The 17,490-nt window shown below is 63.6% G+C and carries 22 protein-coding genes and 1 tRNA gene; 16 read left to right on the top strand and 7 right to left on the bottom strand.

Going from position 1 to position 17,490, the window contains the following annotated elements; all coding sequences use genetic code 11:
* Positions 1-6: 6 nt before the first annotated feature.
* The 12 genes from HV753_RS27715 to HV753_RS27660 all read left to right on the top strand — a co-directional run bounded on the left by HV753_RS27715 (position 7) and on the right by HV753_RS27660 (position 10,172).
* Positions 7-861 carry an IclR family transcriptional regulator gene (locus HV753_RS27715; RefSeq protein ID WP_175177774.1) on the top strand — a complete coding sequence of 285 codons (855 nt, stop codon included), beginning with the start codon at positions 7-9 and terminating at the stop codon, positions 859-861.
* Positions 862-943: 82 nt separating this feature from the next.
* Positions 944-1,210: an exodeoxyribonuclease VII small subunit gene (locus tag HV753_RS27710; protein WP_105554896.1), complete on the top strand. Its 267-nt coding sequence runs from the start codon at positions 944-946 to the stop codon at positions 1,208-1,210.
* Positions 1,211-1,217: 7 nt separating this feature from the next.
* Positions 1,218-2,129, top strand: coding sequence for a polyprenyl synthetase family protein (locus HV753_RS27705; RefSeq protein WP_175177773.1), 912 nt, complete (start codon positions 1,218-1,220; stop codon positions 2,127-2,129).
* Positions 2,130-2,182: 53 nt separating this feature from the next.
* Positions 2,183-4,045: a 1-deoxy-D-xylulose-5-phosphate synthase gene (gene dxs / locus HV753_RS27700; RefSeq protein ID WP_175177772.1), complete on the top strand. Its 1,863-nt coding sequence runs from the start codon at positions 2,183-2,185 to the stop codon at positions 4,043-4,045.
* A gap of 189 nt (positions 4,046-4,234) precedes the next feature.
* Positions 4,235-5,032 carry a GTP cyclohydrolase FolE2 gene (folE2, locus tag HV753_RS27695; protein ID WP_175177771.1) on the top strand — a complete coding sequence of 266 codons (798 nt, stop codon included), beginning with the start codon at positions 4,235-4,237 and terminating at the stop codon, positions 5,030-5,032.
* 7 nt (positions 5,033-5,039) lie between these two features.
* Positions 5,040-5,963, top strand: a complete 924-nt coding sequence (locus tag HV753_RS27690) for a DUF817 domain-containing protein (RefSeq protein ID WP_175177770.1) — start codon at positions 5,040-5,042, stop codon at positions 5,961-5,963.
* Positions 5,964-6,212: 249 nt separating this feature from the next.
* Positions 6,213-6,587 (top strand): 30S ribosomal protein S6, encoded by a 375-nt coding sequence (gene rpsF / locus HV753_RS27685; protein ID WP_175177769.1) that lies wholly within the window; start codon positions 6,213-6,215, stop codon positions 6,585-6,587.
* 51 nt (positions 6,588-6,638) lie between these two features.
* The gene (gene priB / locus HV753_RS27680) at positions 6,639-6,962 is read left to right on the top strand and encodes a primosomal replication protein N (protein WP_175177768.1); all 324 of its coding nucleotides are present in this window, start codon (positions 6,639-6,641) and stop codon (positions 6,960-6,962) included.
* 121 nt (positions 6,963-7,083) lie between these two features.
* A complete protein-coding gene (rpsR, locus tag HV753_RS27675; RefSeq protein WP_006218308.1) occupies positions 7,084-7,356 on the top strand; it encodes a 30S ribosomal protein S18 in 273 nt (90 codons plus the stop codon).
* Between the two features lie 14 nt (positions 7,357-7,370).
* Positions 7,371-7,826 carry a 50S ribosomal protein L9 gene (gene rplI, locus HV753_RS27670; protein WP_175177767.1) on the top strand — a complete coding sequence of 152 codons (456 nt, stop codon included), beginning with the start codon at positions 7,371-7,373 and terminating at the stop codon, positions 7,824-7,826.
* Positions 7,827-7,953: 127 nt separating this feature from the next.
* The gene (locus HV753_RS27665; protein ID WP_175177766.1) at positions 7,954-8,793 is read left to right on the top strand and encodes an RIO1 family regulatory kinase/ATPase domain-containing protein; all 840 of its coding nucleotides are present in this window, start codon (positions 7,954-7,956) and stop codon (positions 8,791-8,793) included.
* Positions 8,790-10,172, top strand: coding sequence for a replicative DNA helicase (locus HV753_RS27660; protein ID WP_175177765.1), 1,383 nt, complete (start codon positions 8,790-8,792; stop codon positions 10,170-10,172). The genes HV753_RS27665 and HV753_RS27660 overlap by 4 nt, the downstream gene beginning before the upstream one ends.
* Before the next feature lie 66 nt (positions 10,173-10,238).
* Here the strand turns inward: HV753_RS27660 and HV753_RS27655 are convergent, their stop codons facing one another.
* From HV753_RS27655 to HV753_RS27635, 5 genes are all read right to left on the bottom strand, one after another.
* Positions 10,239-11,216: a bile acid:sodium symporter family protein gene (locus HV753_RS27655; protein ID WP_175177764.1), complete on the bottom strand. Its 978-nt coding sequence runs from the start codon at positions 11,214-11,216 to the stop codon at positions 10,239-10,241.
* A gap of 87 nt (positions 11,217-11,303) precedes the next feature.
* The gene (gene pdxA / locus HV753_RS27650; protein WP_175177763.1) at positions 11,304-12,284 is read right to left on the bottom strand and encodes a 4-hydroxythreonine-4-phosphate dehydrogenase PdxA; all 981 of its coding nucleotides are present in this window, start codon (positions 12,282-12,284) and stop codon (positions 11,304-11,306) included.
* Entirely contained in the window at positions 12,281-12,589 is a 309-nt protein-coding gene (locus HV753_RS27645) for a hypothetical protein (RefSeq protein WP_175177762.1), read from the bottom strand. The genes pdxA and HV753_RS27645 overlap by 4 nt, the downstream gene beginning before the upstream one ends.
* 83 nt (positions 12,590-12,672) lie before the next feature.
* Complete coding sequence (locus HV753_RS27640) at positions 12,673-13,131, bottom strand: Lrp/AsnC family transcriptional regulator (protein WP_006225043.1); 459 nt, start codon at positions 13,129-13,131, stop codon at positions 12,673-12,675.
* Between the two features lie 77 nt (positions 13,132-13,208).
* Positions 13,209-13,814, bottom strand: coding sequence for a hypothetical protein (locus tag HV753_RS27635; RefSeq protein WP_175177761.1), 606 nt, complete (start codon positions 13,812-13,814; stop codon positions 13,209-13,211).
* A 173-nt stretch (positions 13,815-13,987) separates the two neighbouring features.
* Here HV753_RS27635 and HV753_RS27630 point away from each other — a divergent pair, with 173 nt between their 5' ends.
* On the top strand, positions 13,988-14,233 hold the full coding sequence (locus tag HV753_RS27630; RefSeq protein ID WP_175177760.1) for a hypothetical protein: 246 nt from the start codon (positions 13,988-13,990) through the stop codon (positions 14,231-14,233).
* 234 nt (positions 14,234-14,467) lie between these two features.
* Positions 14,468-14,701 carry a hypothetical protein gene (locus tag HV753_RS27625; protein ID WP_175177759.1) on the top strand — a complete coding sequence of 78 codons (234 nt, stop codon included), beginning with the start codon at positions 14,468-14,470 and terminating at the stop codon, positions 14,699-14,701.
* A gap of 7 nt (positions 14,702-14,708) precedes the next feature.
* On the opposite strand, the gene HV753_RS27620 is transcribed toward HV753_RS27625, so the two are convergent.
* Positions 14,709-15,272 carry a DedA family protein gene (locus tag HV753_RS27620; protein WP_175177758.1) on the bottom strand — a complete coding sequence of 188 codons (564 nt, stop codon included), beginning with the start codon at positions 15,270-15,272 and terminating at the stop codon, positions 14,709-14,711.
* A complete protein-coding gene (locus HV753_RS27615) occupies positions 15,269-16,708 on the bottom strand; it encodes an aminotransferase-like domain-containing protein (protein ID WP_175177757.1) in 1,440 nt (479 codons plus the stop codon). Before HV753_RS27615 ends, HV753_RS27620 begins: the two co-directional genes overlap by 4 nt.
* A gap of 169 nt (positions 16,709-16,877) precedes the next feature.
* On the opposite strand from HV753_RS27615, the gene HV753_RS27610 reads away from it, so the two are divergent.
* Positions 16,878-17,258 (top strand): hypothetical protein, encoded by a 381-nt coding sequence (locus HV753_RS27610; RefSeq protein WP_175177756.1) that lies wholly within the window; start codon positions 16,878-16,880, stop codon positions 17,256-17,258.
* Positions 17,259-17,278: 20 nt separating this feature from the next.
* Positions 17,279-17,355, top strand: a tRNA-Met gene (locus tag HV753_RS27605).
* Positions 17,356-17,490 lie beyond the last annotated feature (135 nt).

Below are 17,490 nucleotides of genomic sequence, written 5' to 3'. Positions count from 1 at the left end.
ATAGAAATGCAATCTTTTTCTGACAACAAGCGCGCCCGCCACGCCGCCACCAAGCCCGACGAGACGCTGGAACTCAGTCAGCCAGCGCGCCGCAAGCGTTCTGCTGGCGTGGGCGAAGGCGCCAATTCGCCGGACTTCATCACCGCACTGGCGCGGGGCCTGGACGTGCTGCGGTGCTTTCGCCACGGCGTCACCGCGCTGGGCAACCTGGACCTGGCGCGTTTGACCGGCCTGCCCAAGCCCACCATCAGCCGCATCACCTACACGCTGACCGAGCTGGGCTATCTGCGCTATCACCCCGACACGGGCAAGTATTCGCCGGGCTATGGCGTGCTGGCGCTGGGCTTTGGCCTGCTGGCCGGCCTGGAGGTGCGCGAATTGGCCAAGGCCTCGATGACTGAACTGGCGCGGGATACCGGCGGCGCGGTGGCGCTGGGCGCCTTCGATGGTGATGCCATGACCTATGTCGAAGCGATCCACGGCTCGTCCGCGTTGTACCTGCGCTTGCCGGTTGGCTACCGCGCCAGCCTGGACAGCGCGATGGGCCGGGCCTATCTGGCCAGCCTGCCACCGGGCCCGTGCGATGAGATGATGGCGCGTCTGGGGCCGGCCGCGCCGCCGCCCGACGCCATCGTCCGCGCCCGCGAGGAATTGCACGAATCGGGCTGTTGTTTCGCCATCGGCGAGTGGCAGTCCGGCATCAACGCCGTCGCCGTGCCGTTCACGTCCATCACCGGCGAAGGCGTCTTCGTGATGAGCTGCGGCGGGCCCGCCAGCCTGTTGCCAGCCCCTGACTTGCGCACCCGCGTGGGGCCCGCGCTACGGGCGGCGATCGCGGGTCTGGCGGGGGCTGCGGCCTGATCGTCCCGGCGCATCCGGGTTCGGTGTGGCTATCTCGTACAATTCACAGATTGATCCACCCCTAGCGCCCTCGGAGACCCGTTTGGCCAAACCCACACAAGCCGATCCGCAGATCGATGACCGTCCCTTGCCCCAGGATTTCGAAACGGCGTTGGCCGAGCTGGAATCGTTGGTTGCGGCCATGGAAGACGGCTCGTTGCCGCTTGAGCAGTCGCTGGCCGCCTACCGGCGCGGCGTGGCGCTCACGCGGGTCTGCCAAGATCGCTTGGCGCAGGCCGAACAGCAGGTCAAGGTCCTGGAAGGCGACTTGCTGCGCCCGCTGGATCCGGCGGCGCTGGATGACGAATAAGAACCCGATGAAGCAAACTCAACTCGCATTCCCGGAGTGGTTGCAAGGTCGCGTGCGGCATGTCGAAGACGTGCTGGACGACCTGATGCCCCCGTCGGACGTGCTGCCTGTCCGCCTGCATGAAGCCATGCGCTACGCCGTCCTGGGTGGCGGCAAGCGCGTACGCGCCGCGATGGTTTACGCCGCGGGCCAAGCCTGCCCGGTCAGCGGCAGCGTGCTGGCCATCGAAGCTTCGCTGGACCGCGCGGCGGCGGCGGTGGAACTGATCCACGCCTATTCATTGATTCATGACGACCTGCCTTGCATGGACGACGACACGCTGCGCCGTGGCCGGCCCACGACGCATGTGCAGTTCGATGAGGCCACCGCCATGCTGGCGGGCGACGCCTTGCAGCCATTGGCCTTCGACTTGCTCGCCTCGATGCCGATCGCGCCCGCGCTGATCGTTCAGGCCACGCAATCGTTGGCGCGCGCCGCAGGCAGCCAGGGCATGGCCGGCGGCCAGGCCATTGATTTGCTTAGCGTGGGCCATTCGCTGTCGCGCGATGACCTGCAAACCATGCACAGCATGAAGACGGGTGCCATGCTGGCGTGCAGCGTGGCCCTGGGCGGTATCGTCGCGGGCGCCAGTTCGGCGTCGCGTCAGGCGCTGGATGCCTACGCGCAAGCGATGGGCCTGGCGTTCCAGGTCGTGGACGATATTCTTGACGTGACCGCCGACAAGGCCAGCCTGGGCAAGACCCCGGGCAAGGATGCGGCGGAGAACAAGCCGACCTACGTGTCGCTCCTGGGACTGTCCGAGGCGCGTGCGTTTGCCGACGAATTGCGTGAAGCCGCGCTGGCGGCGCTGGAGCCGCTGGGCGACGCCGGCGCGCGCCTGGCCCAACTGGCCGATTTCATCGTCCTTCGAGACCGCTGATCCGTGACCAGCCCGGCTTGAATCCAAGTCGGGTCAACGAACCCCATACAAGCATGACGACTGATTTATTGGACCGCATTCAATCCCCGGCAGACCTCAAGTGCCTGGATCGTCGCGAGCTGAAAAAGCTTGCCGACGAACTGCGTGGCTTCGTGCTGGAATCGGTATCGAAAACGGGCGGGCACCTGTCGTCCAACCTGGGCACGGTCGAGTTGACGCTGGCGCTGCATCAGGTATTTGACACGCCACACGACCGCATCGTCTGGGACGTTGGCCACCAGTCCTATCCGCACAAAATCCTGACCGGCCGTCGCGCCGGCATGGCAAAGCTGCGCCAGCAGGACGGGATCTCGGGCTTTCCCAAGCGTAGCGAATCTGAATACGACGCCTTTGGCACCGCGCATTCGTCGACGTCCATCTCGGCCGCGCTGGGCATGGCGGTGGCCTCGCGCAACGCCGGGGTGCAGCGCCAGCACATCGCCGTCATCGGCGACGGCGCCATGTCCGCAGGCATGGCATTCGAGGCCATGAACAACGCGGGCGTCACGCCCAACATCAACCTGCTGGTGATCCTGAACGACAACGACATGTCGATCTCACCGCCGGTGGGGGCGCTGAACCGCTATTTGGCTCGCCTGATGTCAGGCCGTTTCTATGCCGCGGCCAAGAACGTGGGACGTGCCGTTTTGCAGCACGTGCCGCCGGTGCTTGAGCTGGCCCGCCGCTTTGAAGAGCATGCCAAGGGCATGGTCACGCCGGCCACGCTGTTCGAGGAATTCGGCTTCAATTACGTCGGCCCCATCGACGGCCACGATCTGGACGCCCTGGTGCCCACCTTGCAGAACCTGAAGGTGCTGCAAGGGTTGCAGTTCCTGCACGTCGTCACGAAAAAGGGTCAGGGCTACAAGCTGGCCGAGGCCGATCCGGTGCTGTACCACGGCCCGGGCAAGTTCGACCCCGCCGTGGGTATCCAGCAATCCAAGGCGCCGGGCAAGCGCACCTTCACCCAGGTATTCGGCCAGTGGCTGTGCGACATGGCCGAGCAGGACCCGCGCCTGGTCGCCGTCACCCCCGCCATGCGCGAGGGCAGTGGGCTGGTGGAGTTCGAGAAGCGCTTTCCGTTGCGTTATTTCGATGTGGGCATCGCCGAGCAGCATGCCGTGACGTTCGCGGCCGGCATCGCGTGCGAGGGGCAGAAGCCCGTCGTGGCGATCTACTCGACCTTCCTGCAACGCGGCTACGACCAGTTCATCCATGATGTGGCCCTGCAAAACCTGGACGTGACTTTCGCGCTGGACCGCGCGGGCATCGTGGGCGCCGATGGCGCCACCCATGCGGGCAACTACGACACCGCATTCTTGCGCTGCGTACCGAATATGGTGGTGGCCACGCCGTCTGACGAAAGCGAAACGCGCCTGTTGCTGTCCACCTGTTATCAATACCCGGGCCCGGCCTCCGTGCGCTATCCGCGCGGCGCGGGTTGCGGCGCGCAGGAAGGCGCCGGCTTGGAAACCGTTGAGCTGGGCCGGGGCGTCGTGCGCCGCGAAGGCAAGAAGATCGCCATCCTGGGGTTCGGCACCTTGGTGCAGGCTGCGCTGGCCGCGGCGGACAAACTGGATGCCACGGTGGCCGACATGCGCTTCGTCAAGCCGATCGACCGCGATCTGATCCTGGATCTGGCCGGCCGCCACGACGCGCTGGTGACGTTGGAAGACGCATCCATCATGGGTGGGGCGGGCAGCGCGGTGCTGGAAGTGCTGAGCGCGGCTGGGGTGCAGATTCCCGTGCTGCAACTGGGCCTGCCGGATGTCTTCATCGACCACGGCGACCAATCGGCCCTGTTGGCGGGCGTAGGCCTGGATGCCGCCGGCATCGAGCGGTCGATCCGCGCCCGTTACGCTGACTTGCTGGCCTGACCGATTGCAGGGTTCCGGGCGAAGGCGCTGCTTTAGTCCGGAATATGAAACACACCGTTCCGGCCCCGCCAACCTACGGATAGAAGGGTTTTCCCTGGCGATTGCCGGGGTTTCGGCGATAATGGCCGTCTCTCAAGTTTCTTAGGCCAGCGCGTGTTAGCGAGCGATTGCCTAGACAGGTAAGCTGAAATGAATTCTCCGATCGACCCCGCCATCGTGATGCCCGACGTCCAGAGTTCGGCGGACACCCGGCACATCCCGATTCAGCGCGTGGGTATCCGTGGCGTGCGCCATCCCATGCTGATTGAAAGCGGTGACGGCTCTGCTCAGGGCACCGTCGCCAACTGGACCTTGACCGTGGCGCTGCCGCCCGAAGAAAAGGGGACGCATATGTCCCGCTTCGTGGCGCTGCTGGAAAAGTACCGCAGCACCCCCATGACGCCGACGCTGTTCCGCGCCATGGCGGCTGACATGCTGCCGCTGCTGCATGCCGAGCGCGGTGACATCACCGCGTCGTTCCCGTACTTCATCAACAAGTCGGCCCCGATCTCTGGCGTGCAAAGCCTGCTGGACTATGAAGTTCAGTGGATCGCCCGCGCTCAGGCCGACAGCGTTGAATTTGAACTGATCGTGCAGGTGCCCGTCACCAGCCTCTGTCCGTGTTCCAAGGCCATTTCGGAATACGGCGCGCACAACCAGCGCTCGCACGTCACGGTGTCTGCGATCCTGAGCGATGACATCAGCATGGACGGCGTCATCCGGCTGATCGAAGAAGAGGGTTCGTGCGAACTCTGGGGCCTGCTCAAGCGTCCCGACGAAAAGTACGTGACCGAACGCGCCTACGACAACCCCAAGTTCGTCGAAGACCTGGTGCGTGACGTGGCGGCTCGCCTGAATGCGCACCCGGGCATTGCCCGTTATCGCGTCGAAGCCGAGAACTTTGAATCGATCCACAACCACTCGGCCTACGCCGTCGTGGAAGGTTGAGCGTTCCGTGAGCCATCCGGCGGCCAGGGACTGGCCGCTTATCGCGGGGCTGCAAGAGTGGGAATCGCGGCTGGCCAATCATTTGGCCGGCCGCGGCCGTTTTGGCGTGGCGTGCTATGAATTCTTCCGCTTTGGCGTGAAGCAAGCGTGGGCCTGCCTGTTTGGCGGGTTGATGTGCGCGTTGCTGCTGGGCACGCATTGGTGGTATCCCAAGGATGCGCTGCTTGCCCGCTACGATTTCCTGACGATTGCCGCGCTCGGCATTCAGGCCCTGCTGCTGATGCTGCGCATGGAAACCTGGAGCGAGGCCCGCGTGATTCTGATGTTTCATGTGGTGGGCACCGGCATGGAGCTCTTCAAGACAGCGGCGGGTTCGTGGATCTACCCTGAGGCCAGCGTGCTGCGCATCGGCGGCGTGCCGTTATTCACGGGTTTCATGTACGCGGCGGTGGGTAGTTACCTGGCCCGGGTGTGGCGCCTGTTCGATTTCCGGTTCCGCGCCCATCCTCCGTTGGCCGCCACCCTGGCGCTGTCGGTCCTGATCTACGTGAATTTCTTTGCCCATCACTTCATCTGGGATTTCCGCTGGGTGCTATTTGCCTTGACGGCGCTGCTGTTCGCGCGGACCTGGGTGTATTTCCGGATCTGGCAGGTGTATCGCCGGATGCCGCTGTTGCTGGGTTTCGTGCTGGTCGCGCTGTTCATCTGGCTTGCCGAGAACATCGGCACCTTTGCCAATGCGTGGCGCTATCCCAATCAGTCGCACGCCTGGGAGTGGGTGTCGATCGCCAAGCTGGGGTCGTGGTTCCTGCTGATGATCATCAGCTACGTCATGGTCAGCGTGGTCAACCGGCCGCAGGAAATCGGTGTTGCCGATCTGCCTCAGCCGGCCGGCCAGGACGCGGAAAATAGCCCGTCCCTTATTTCTTGACCCCCTCGTTGCTTGCGCCGCTGCCGTCAATCGGTGATAATCGAGGGCTTTCTTGCTCGACCGCCCATGGTTTTTGGGTAGCGGGCTGCCCCTTGCGGGCCAACGTCTTCTAAGCGTGTTGCACGACAAACCCCTCGACATCCCCGGTGAACCTGGGACGCCGTGGCGGCAAATGCGGCGCGATCATCCCTGATGGAAAGCACGGGTGCCAGACGTCGGCCAGCGAGACATCCTCAAGGAGTTTTACTCATGCGTCACTACGAAGTAGTGTTTATCGTTCACCCCGACCAAAGCGAGCAAGTGCCCGCCATGGTCGAACGTTACCAAGCGCTGGTTTCGGGCCAAGGCGGCTCGGTTCATCGCCTGGAAGACTGGGGTCGCCGTCAACTGGCCTACCCGATCCAGAAGCTCGTCAAGGCTCACTACGTTTGCCTGAACATCGAGTGCGGCCAAGCCACGCTGGATGAGCTGGAACACTCGTTCCGCTACAACGACGCCGTTCTGCGCCACCTGGTCATCAAGACCAAGAAAGCCCAGACCACGCCCTCGATCATGATGAAGTCGGTCGAGCGTGAAGAAGCCCGCAAGGCTTCGGCTGAAGCTGTCGCGGTTCCGGCCGAGTAAGCAGGGCTCACGCAGAGCTCATCCCATGAAGTCCCCTCGGTGCCTGGCAGGATGAATAAGCTGGAACTCAGCGCCCGCGTTCTTGAATGCGAGCCTTTGCGCCACACTCCCGCCGGATTGCCAGCGCTGGAAATGCTGCTGGCACACGAATCGGAAGTCATTGAAGCCGGCCATCCGCGCCGCGTTGAATTGACGATTACCGCCGTGGCATTGGGCGATCTGGCGTTGCTGTTGAAGAACACCGCGTTAGGGTCTGAATTGCTGGTGCAGGGGTTTTTGGCTCCCGCCCGCAAGGACTCGGTGAAGATCAAGCTGCATTTGCAGCAGGCACGCAAGATCAGCGGCAGCGCAGGACGCGATCCGCAGGTGGCTTGAAGGGAATGAGCAAAAGGTGCGAGAGCGCCTTCTGAATACGGATAGGTTATGGGGAGTAGGGCCCGGTTTTCTGAAAAACCCCGGGTAAAACCCACCCCCCTCAAACATAGAGGCACATATCATGGCTTTCTTCGGAAAACGCAAAGAAAAACGCAAATTCACGCAGCAGAACCCGCTTTTCAAGCGTCGTAAGTTCTGCCGCTTCACCGCAGCCGGCGTCGAAGAGATCGACTACAAGGATCTGGACACCCTGCGCGACTTCGTGCAAGAAAACGGCAAGATCATCCCGGCTCGTCTGACCGGCACCAAGGCAATCTACCAGCGTCAGCTGGACACCGCCATCAAGCGCGCGCGCTTCCTGGCTCTGTTGCCTTACACCGACAACCACAACTAATCCGGGGCACTGAAATGCAAGTTATTCTGCTCGAAAAAGTCGTCAACCTGGGCAACCTGGGTGAAGTCGTTCGCGTGCGTGATGGCTACGCCCGCAACTTCCTGATTCCCCAGCGCAAGGCCCGTCGTGCTACCGACGCCGCCCTGAAGGAATTCGAAGCTCGCCGCGCCGAGCTGGAAAAGGTCCAGGCTGAAAAGCTGGCTGCTGCCCAGGCTCTGGGCGAGCGCATCTCCGGCTTCCAGCTGAAGATCGCTCAGAAGGCTGGTGTTGACGGCCGTCTGTTCGGTTCGGTCACCAATGCCGACATCGCCGAAGCACTGAAGAAGGCTGGTTTCGAAGGCGTTGAAAAGGCGCAAGTGCGTCTGCCCAACGGCCAACTGAAGGCAGTTGGCGAGTACCCGATCCAGGTCGCCCTGCACGCCGACGTTCTCGTCGACGTCACGGTTCTGGTTGAAGGCGAACTGTCCTAAGCCGGTCCCCGCAGTAAAAAGAAGCCGGCCCGCGCGCCGGCTTTTTTTCTTTTTGCCCCGCCATCATTGCGTGTAGCCTTTCGGGCATTGCGCAAGAAGCGCGTCACTGCTTTTCACCGAGGACCCCTTGAATCAGCCGCCCGTTCATCACAACGCGCCGCCCGGCCTGCGCGCCTGGCTCGACAGCGTGGATGCCTCGCGTGAACCCTCCGTGCGGGACGTCACCATCGATGGCGTACGCTGCATCATCAAGCGTCGGCGCCCCAGTTTCGGCCGTGGCGTCGCCTATGCATTGCGCTATGCGCGGGCTTTCTTGCTGGGCGTGTGCTGCAAGCTGTTCCTGGGTGAATTCCCGCGTCCGGGCGTGCTGTTGCGCAATGGGCTGACGCACGAGGCCGAGCGCCTGGCGATGTTGCGGCAGGCCGGTTGCCGCGTGCCCGAAGTGTGGTGGCAAGAGCAAGGCCTGCTGGTGTTGGAATACGTGGGCGAGGATCTGGCCGACCTGATCCGCAACGAGGATTCCACGTCGCAGTTGTGGCTGACCCGTGCGGCAGCCACCGACATGGCGGCGTTTCACGCCCGCGGCATGTGGCACGGCGGAGCGCAGATCCGCAACATCACCTTGCGCGATGGCGAGCTGTGGCGCATTGATTTTGAAGAGAATATCGGTTCCACGCTCTCTCGGCCTTTGACCCAGGCCTACGATTTATTCCAAATGCTGGCCTCGCTGGTGTCGTTGCGCAAGTTGCCGGACGACGTGGCCCTGACACTGGGTAAACTGGCGCTGGATGTCTACCTTGAGTGCAACCCCGACCCCGAGGTCAGGGCCCGCCTGACGAGGCTGGCGCGTCTGCTTTGCGGTGTTGCGACGCCCTTGCGTCCCCTGTTGCGCCGTTTGCCTTCGCGCGACATCCAAGGCTTTTTCCGCGCTGCCGATATCTTGCAGCCGTTACTATTGAAGTTATGAACACACCTGCCGATCCCCAGCTTGAATACCTGCGCGTTCCTCCCCATTCCATTGAGGCGGAGCAATCGGTTCTGGGCGGCCTCCTGCTGGACAATACGGCGTGGGACCGTATTGCCGACGTGCTGGTCGAAGAAGACTTCTACCGTCACGATCACCGGCTGATCTGGCATCACATTGCCCGCTTGATCGGGCTGGCCCGCCCCGCAGACGTCATCACGGTCAATGAATCGCTGATCAGCGCAGGCAAGGCCGAGGATTCGGGCGGCCTGGCTTATCTGAACGCGCTGGCGCACAACACGCCTTCGGCCGCCAACATCCGCCGGTATGGCGAAATCGTGCGCGAACGCGCCATGCTGCGCAAGCTGGTGTCGATCGCCGATGAAATCTCGTCGGCGGCATTGAATCCGCAGGGCAAGGAAGCCCGCCAACTGCTGGATGAAGCCGAATCCAAGGTGTTCCAGATTGCCCAGGAAGGCTCGCGCGGCGCCGCGGGTTTCCAGGAGATTCAACCGCTGCTGACGCAGGTGGTGGAACGTATCGACGAGCTCTATCACCGGGAAGGCAGCTCCGACGTGACCGGGGTGCCCACCGGTTTCGCCGATCTGGACAAGATGACCTCCGGCATGCACGGCGGCGACCTGATCATCGTGGCGGGCCGCCCCTCCATGGGCAAGACCTCGTTCTCGATGAACATTGGCGAACACGTCGCCATTGAACAGGGCCTGCCTGTCGCCGTGTTCTCGATGGAAATGGGCGCCGTGCAACTGGCGATGCGTATGCTGGGTTCGGTGGGTCTGCTGGATCAGCATCGCATGCGTACCGGCAAACTCATCGCCGAGGACTGGCCCCGTGTGACGCACGCGGTGCAGCTCATGCAGGACGCGCAGGTCTACATCGACGAAACCCCGGCGCTCAGCCCGATGGAAGTGCGTGCGCGCACGCGCCGCCTGGCCCGCCAATGTGGCCAGTTGGGCCTGATCATCATCGACTACCTGCAACTGATGTCGGGCAATGGCTCGGGCGAAAACCGGGCAACCGAAGTGTCGGAAATCAGCCGTTCGCTGAAAGGTCTGGCCAAGGAACTGAACTGCCCGCTGATCGCGCTGTCGCAGCTGAACCGAAGCCTGGAGCAACGCCCCAACAAGCGCCCCGTGATGAGCGATCTGCGCGAATCCGGCGCCATCGAACAGGACGCCGACGTGATTCTGTTCATCTACCGCGACGAGGTCTACAACCCCGATTCGCCGGACAAGGGCACGGCCGAGATCATCATCGGTAAACAGCGTAACGGCCCCATCGGTACGGTGCGCCTGACGTTCCAGGGTTCCAGCACGCGATTCCTGAACTACTCCGGCGCGCAACGCCCGGACTTGTACTGAGTTCGTCGCAGCCAAAAAAAACCGCACCCAGATGTGCGGTTTTTTTTTGACCACGAGGCGAGGGTTTCAGTCCTCGGTTTCCGGGCGCTTGCCATAGCGGGCGGCCAGGACGCCGCACACCATCAGTTGGATCTGGTGGAACAGCATCAGGGGCAACACGATGGCGCCCACGGCGTGCCCCGCGAACAGCACCTGGGCCATCGGGATGCCGCTGGCCAAGCTCTTCTTCGAGCCGCAGAACAACAAGGTAATGCGGTCGGGCGTGTTGAAGCCCAGCAGCTTGCCGGCAAGCGCCGACAGGCCCAGCGCCAGCGCCAGGATCACGGCGCAGCACACCACCAGACCCACCAGTGCGGGGATCGGCGTGGTGCTCCACAGCCCTTCGTTGATGGCTTCAGAGAACGCGGTGTAGACGACCAGCAAGATCGAACCCTGGTCGACGAACTTCAGCATGGCCTTGTGCTTGTGCACCCAGGCGCCAATCCAGCGGCGGGCGAACTGGCCCAGCACGAAAGGCAGCAGCAGTTGCAGCATGATCTTGCCGACCGCGTCGAACGAGATCGGCGCGCTGCCCGCATTGGCCACGACCGTGCCCACCAGCAGCGGGGTCAGGAAGATGCCCAGCAGGCTGGAGGCCGAGGCGCTGCACACGGCGGCGGGAACGTTGCCGCGTGCCATGGACGTGAACGCAATGGCCGATTGCACCGTGGCGGGCAGGCAGCACAGGAACAGAATGCCGAGGTACAACTCGGGCGTCACCAGCGGTTCCAGTACCGGCTTGAGCGCCAGGCCCAGCAACGGAAACATCAGGAACGTAGCCGAGAAGATTGTCAGGTGCAGTTTCCAGTGCGTCAGGCCGGCGATGATGGCCTCGCGGGACAGGCGTGCACCGTGCAGGAAGAACAGCAGGCCGACCGCGATGTTGGTGATCCAGCCGAATACCACGACGCCTTGCCCGTGCGCGGGCACGATGCTGGCGATGATGACGGTGCAGATCAGATAGAGCGTGAAGCGGTCGGGCAGAAGGCGGACAAGGCGTGACATGGGGGATAAAAGGGGCAAGTCGGAAAGCGGCGGCGCGCGATGGGCGCCGGAAACGGGGCGTATTGTAGTCCCGTGACCGCCAAGCCCCTAGGGCGTCATGGCCAGCGCCAGGTCGAAGGCGGCGACCAAAGAGGCCTGATCGGCCACGCCGCGGCCGGCGATGTCGAACGCAGTGCCGTGGTCGACGCTGGTGCGCACGAAGGGCAGGCCCACCGTGACGTTCACGCCGTGGTCCAGGCCCAGATACTTGACGGGAATCAGGCCTTGGTCGTGATACTGGGCCACGACGATGTCGAATTCGCCTCGGCGGGCACGCATGAAGATGGTGTCGCCCGGCCAGGGGCCGCTGGCATCGATACCTTGCGCACGCGCTTGGGCGATGGCGGGTTCGATGATGTCGATGTCTTCGCGGCCGAACTTGCCGCCTTCGCCGGCATGCGGGTTCAGGCCTGCCACCGCCACCCTGGGGTGCGCGATGCCCATTTGCTTGCAGGCATGGTCGGCCAGCCGCATGGCGGTCAGTTCGGCTTCCGGGGTGATGCGGGCGATGACGTCCGCCAGCGCCACATGGATGGTGACCAGCAGAACACGCAGTTCGTCGTTGGCCAGCATCATGGCAAAGTCCTGGGTGCCCGAGCGTTCCGCCAGGATCTCTGTGTGGCCGGGGTAATCGATGCCGGCTTCATGCATGGACTTCTTGTTCAGCGGGGCGGTGACGATGGCCCGGATGTGGCCAGCTTGAGCGTCGTCGATGGCGGCGCAAACGTAATCATAGGCACCGCGTCCGGCGGCGGCGCTGATCTGTCCGGCGGGCAGGTCGGCGGGCAGGGCGGGGCTACAGGCGACGACGTTGATGCGGCCCGCGTCCAGCTGGGCCTGACTGACGGCGGTGATTTCAACAACGTCCAGGCGGGCGCCCAACTGGGCCGCGGCACGGCGCAACGCGCCGGCATCGCCGTACACCACGCAGGGCGCATTCAGGCCTTGCGCATAGGCTTTGACGACGATCTCGGGGCCGATGCCGGCGGCATCGCCCATGGTGATGCCCACGGGCAAGGAGGTATTCACGATGCTTGGTCTTTAGGGGGATCGATGGCGCCGCACTCGAACGTCACGGTGGCACGCTTGGACCCCAGGCCCGTGGCGTGGTTGGACGTGATTTTCGGCTTCTGCATCTTGCGGCCAATGGATTGGCAGTACTGGTCCGCGCGTTGCAGCGTCTGGTTCTTGATTTCAACCCAAGTCAGCAGCTGCGTGCCCGAGCTGTAGGTCACGTTGTACGTATTCTTGTCGACGGACGTGACCTCGCTCATGCTGGAACAGGCAGCTAGCAGGGTAAGCAAGGCGGCGGCGGGGGCAAGGCGTGCAAGCATGGGTCGTCCAGAAATCTCGTTATCCGCCATTACAACACCATGTCGGGCTCAGAGAAAAGGCGGCCCGGCAGGCGGCCAGGGCATCAGGGCGCGGCGACCGCGCTGCGGCGGTCCACCTTGCGGCTGAGCACGATCGACGTCTGGGTCTGCTTGACGCCATCGATCAGGCCGATGCGGTCCAGCAGCTCGTCCAATTGTTCATGGGTTTCGCAACGCAGGAAGATCAGATAGTCATACGGGCCGCTGACCGAGGACACTTCTTCCACTTCGGGCATCCGCTCCAGTTCGCGGATCACCGCTGCGGGCGTCTTGGGCAGCACGCTGATGAAGCAGTACGCGCGTACGGCGGCCTCTTCCAGCAGGCGGCCCAGGCGCACGCCATAGCCAGACACGATGTGCTCGCGTTCCAATCGAGCGATGCGCGCGACCACCGTGGTGCGCGCCAGTCCCAGCTTGCGCGCCAGGATGGCAGCGGGTTCGCGCGCATTGGCGGAAAGCAGGCTTAGCAGTTGCCGGTCGATGGCGTCGAGTCGTTCATTCATGCGGAAGGCGTGGCGCAAAGGGGGGAGTGCCGACGGTACAGGCGGGGGCCGGCTTGCGTCAATGCGAAGCGGCTGGCCTACCCGTCGGATTCCGGCGGAATGCCGCCATGATAGATGCGGCCATCGAACTCGAAGCGCGTGATGGTCTTGTGCGCGGCGTCGAAGATGCGGTCGCGGCTGGCGGCGTCCAGGCCGTCATGGTCCGCGAAGCGAAAGCGGCACAGATCGATGTCGCTGTCGTAGAACACGGTATGCACAAAGCGGCTGACGTCGGCCTCATTGGCGAAATGCGCGAACTCGCGCAGCTGTTCCATTTCATGGAAGGCGCCGTTGCGGCTGACGAGCAACATGCCGAATTTTCGTTCTTCGTCCGCCTTGGGTTCCGGCTTGGGCGGCGCGTCCATGGCCAATGGGTCTTCGTAGTCAAAACGGGCGCCGGCCTCGTGCATGGCGGCCAGCACCTTTTGCCATTCGCGCTCGTCCAGTGTCAGGCGGGCCACCATATAGAACAGGCGCTGACGGCCGAGCGAACGGGGTTCCGGGCCGCCGGCGTAGCTGGGCCAGGGGGTGGCCGCGTCCAAGCCGGCCAGCTCCGCCATGCGCGCGTCGCTGTAGCCCAGGCGGTCCTGCAAGCGTTGCAGGGACTGGGCGTCCGGGGGGGCATAGTTCTGGATCGTCTTCATGTGCGCGCTCCGGTGGCCCCGGGCGCCGTGGGAGGGGCCGGGGCATGCGCCGCGGTGCCCTTGCGGCTACGCTTGATGCTAGCGCGACGCGCCGCGCTTGCCTAGCGCCGGCCAGCCCGCTCTGGCGCCATGCTAGGATTTGCGCCGACTATCAATGCCAGGAGGCTTTACACATGGACATTCAGGAACAAATCGCCGTCATCGTGCACACGATCTCGCATCAGGGTGGCCGCATCGATGCGTTGAATTCGACCCTGCTATCGATGCTGCACCTGGTCAAGGCGTCACCGGGCCTGCGTGAAGCGATCGAAGCCCAGTTGGAGCAGAATTACTCCAGCCTGTTGGCCCGCTCCGAGAATCCGCAGTACGTCGCGGGTTTTGAAAGCGTGCGCGACATGATCCAGGCAGCGTTGAAGTAGAAAACGCCCATCCGCAGGACGGAAGTTACCCACAGCTTCTGTGGACAAGCCTTGGGATAGTCCGGGCATAGATCCGCAAATTCCTTTAATTACAAGGGCTTGGCTGGGGCGGTCAAAGGTGGCTCCTTTTGCGCTTTTCGGGCGCCGGTTTCAATGTCTGCCACGGGACCTCCAAGCCGGGTAATATGCGGCCCCATGCGGAATCAGTATCGATTGGAACGTCCGGGCGGAGCCATGTTGGCCCGCGTCTCGGAAGCAGCAAAGCTGGCGGCGTTCGACCCCGGCAAACTTACTCCCGAAGCGCGTCAAAGCTGGGAGCGCATGGGGCATGGCTTCAAGGCCTGGCACGACTTCGACCAGCGTCATCCCATTCTGCGCCGTTTGGCGTTGCTGCCGCTGATCGGCCGTTGGTATCGCAAGGCGCGGCGGCACTATGTGCTGCGCGCCAGCGGCCGCGTGGTCTGCTGAGCGCCGGTCAGCGCCGGAGTCTGGCGATCAGGTGATACGCCAGCCAGATCGCCACACCGATCGCGACGGCCACTGCCAGTTTGGTTTCCACGCCATGCAGCCGCCCCAGCAGTGATTCGATGGTCTGGCCGAAGGCATAGCCCAGCAGGCTGAAGCACACCGCCCAGATGACGGCGGCAATCGCATTGAGCACCAGAAAACGCAGCGGCGGCACGCGAGACATTCCTAGCGCCACCGGGCCCACGGTGCGCAAGCCATACAGGAACCGCAGGCTCAGGATGAAGCCGTGCGGATAGCGGTCGATCGCGGCCAGGGCGCGTTCAAAAGCGGGCTTTTCGCGGATGCGTCGCACGAAGCGGTGGTCGCGGTACCGCCGGCCAAGAAAGAACAGCAACTGGTCGGCCACGAAAGAGCCGGCGAACGCGCACAGCATCACATAGGGCAGGTGCAGCAGGTGCTGATGGGCCAGGAACCCCGCGAACACCACCACGCTTTCGCCTTCCAGAAAAGTGCCACCCAGCACGGCCCATAAGCCGTAATCAACGATGAACTGGTGGAGTGCCGGATTCATGCCGGACGCTCGTCGACGATGCGCGCCAGCGTCATCAAGGCCCGCAAGATCTCGGGCGTGGCACGCTGGCCGCAGCTGACGCGCAGGAAGTGGTTGTAGCGCGTGCCATTCGAAAACATCGCGCCTGGCGCCACCCGGATGCCTTGCCGCAATGCGGCCTCGAAGACGTCCACGCCGGAGCGGCCATCGGGCATTTCCACCCAGAGCAGCATGCCGCCTTGCGGCACGCTCAATCGAGTACCGCGGGGAAAATGCGCGGCGATGGCTTCGGCGGTTTGGTCCCGCTGGTTTTTCAACTGGCGCCGCAGACGGACCAGATGCCGATCGTAGGCCCGCGATCCCATGAATTCAGCGACGGCAATCTGCGCCAGGGGCTCGTTGGGACGGCTTTGCGCAAACTTCAACATGGCGATGCGGGCCTTCCAACGGCCGCCCAGCAGCCAGCCCAGCCGCATGCCGGGGGCCAGGGTCTTGTGCATGGACGAGCAATAGATGACGTTGCCGGTCGCGTCCCAGGACTTGGCCGCAGCCAGCGGCGTGTCGTCATCCGTCAGCGCCCCGTAGGTATCGTCTTCGATCAGCGGCACCTGCTGGCGTTCGCACAGTGCGACCAATCGGGCCTTTTCCGCCTCGGGCATCACGCAGCCCAGCGGATTCTGGAAATTCGGCACCACCACGACGGCGCGGATATTTCCGTGGGTCTGGAAAGCCAGGTCCAGCGCCTCGATGGACAGGCCGTTCTGCGGGCTGGTGGGGATCTCCAACGCCCGCATGCCCAGGCTTTCCAGTATTTGCAGCAAACCAAAGTAGGTAGGGGATTCGACGGCGATGGTGTCGCCCGGCCGGGCAACCGCGCGCAAAGCCAGGTTCAGCGCTTCAATGCAGCCGTGCGTGACGATGACGTCGTCGGGCGTGGCATTGATGCCGTTGGCCAGCGCGCGGCGGGCCAGCACCGTGCGTAGCTCTGGGTGGCCTTGCGGCGGAACGGGGCTGACCAGCACCTGCGGCGTCATGCGCAGCGCGCGCGTCATCGCCTGCTTCAGTTCTTCCATCGGGTAGGCCTCGGGCACCGCCGCTGCCAGCGCGAAATTGGCGCTGACGGGATGGGCTTCGCACTTGGCGATGAAATCCGAGACGCGATCGTGGATGCCCACGTACTGCGCGGCACCCAGAGTCTGACGGATGTCGGGCTCATTGACGGGCGGGATGCTGTTGCGGCGGGGTTGCAGCACGAAGTAGCCCGAACGGGGCCGGGCCTCGATCAGCCCGTCGTCTTCCAATTGCCGGCAGGCTTGCAGCGCGGTGGATAGGCTGACGTGGTGGGTACGCACCAACGTGCGCACGGACGGCATGCGCTGGGCGGGAGCCAGGACGCCTGTCTGGATGGCTCGCCGGTAGTGGTTCGCCAAGCGGAGGTATAGCGGTTGTGGGTCCATGCGCCGATCATGCTCCCCGAGGTTGGAATGAAGGTAGGCACAGATTGATGAAAAGTACACCATAACAGCGTCAAAATCGAGGGTCTGCATCGGTACAGAAAGGTCGAGGGTGTGGCTGTTGCGCAAAGCAGGGCGGGCGTAGCCTGTCACTGTCCGACTGGAGATCATCATGAATGCCGAACCCACCGCCCAACCCTTGGCCCGCCGCCTGGAAATCGCCTCCGGCGCCAGCCGGCAATTGATGCTGCGCACCGGTGCCACGGTCATCTGCATTGCGGGCAGTGTGCGGGTGGAAGAGCCGTCAACCGGCGCGGAAGCCGCAGGCAGCCTGTCTTTGCCGGTTTCCACCCGTGTCAATGCGGGCGAGGCGCAGCGCATCGGTTGCGGCGGCGTGGTGCGGGTGATGGCGCTAGGTCCGGCGGAGGTGATTTACCAGGATGTTCCTGGCCCTGTGAGCCGGTTTCTGGGGCTGGTGGCGAATATTTTTCGCATGAATCAGGCAGAAAACACGAATAATCGCCTGGGTGCGCTGCACAAGATTCTAAAATGAGGTATGATTCACACATCAGACGCGGGGTGGAGCAGTCTGGCAGCTCGTCGGGCTCATAACCCGAAGGTCGTAGGTTCAAATCCTGCCCCCGCAACCAGTTTCAAGAGAAAAAGCCGCGATGCCAATCGCGGCTTTTTTTCGTCCGTTTTTTGCGTGTTACTTGCCTTGGGTCAATCCTTTGTTCCAGCCCGGAGTTTCCCGGGTGTTCCCGGCCGCACAGCGCCGCGACCCT

Origin of the sequence: Achromobacter pestifer, assembly GCF_902859625.1 — a bacterium.
Classification (GTDB): Bacteria; Pseudomonadota; Gammaproteobacteria; order Burkholderiales; family Burkholderiaceae_B; genus Achromobacter; species Achromobacter pestifer.
Note: the sequence above shows the minus strand (reverse complement) of the source record. Positions and strands in the feature narration are given on the sequence as shown.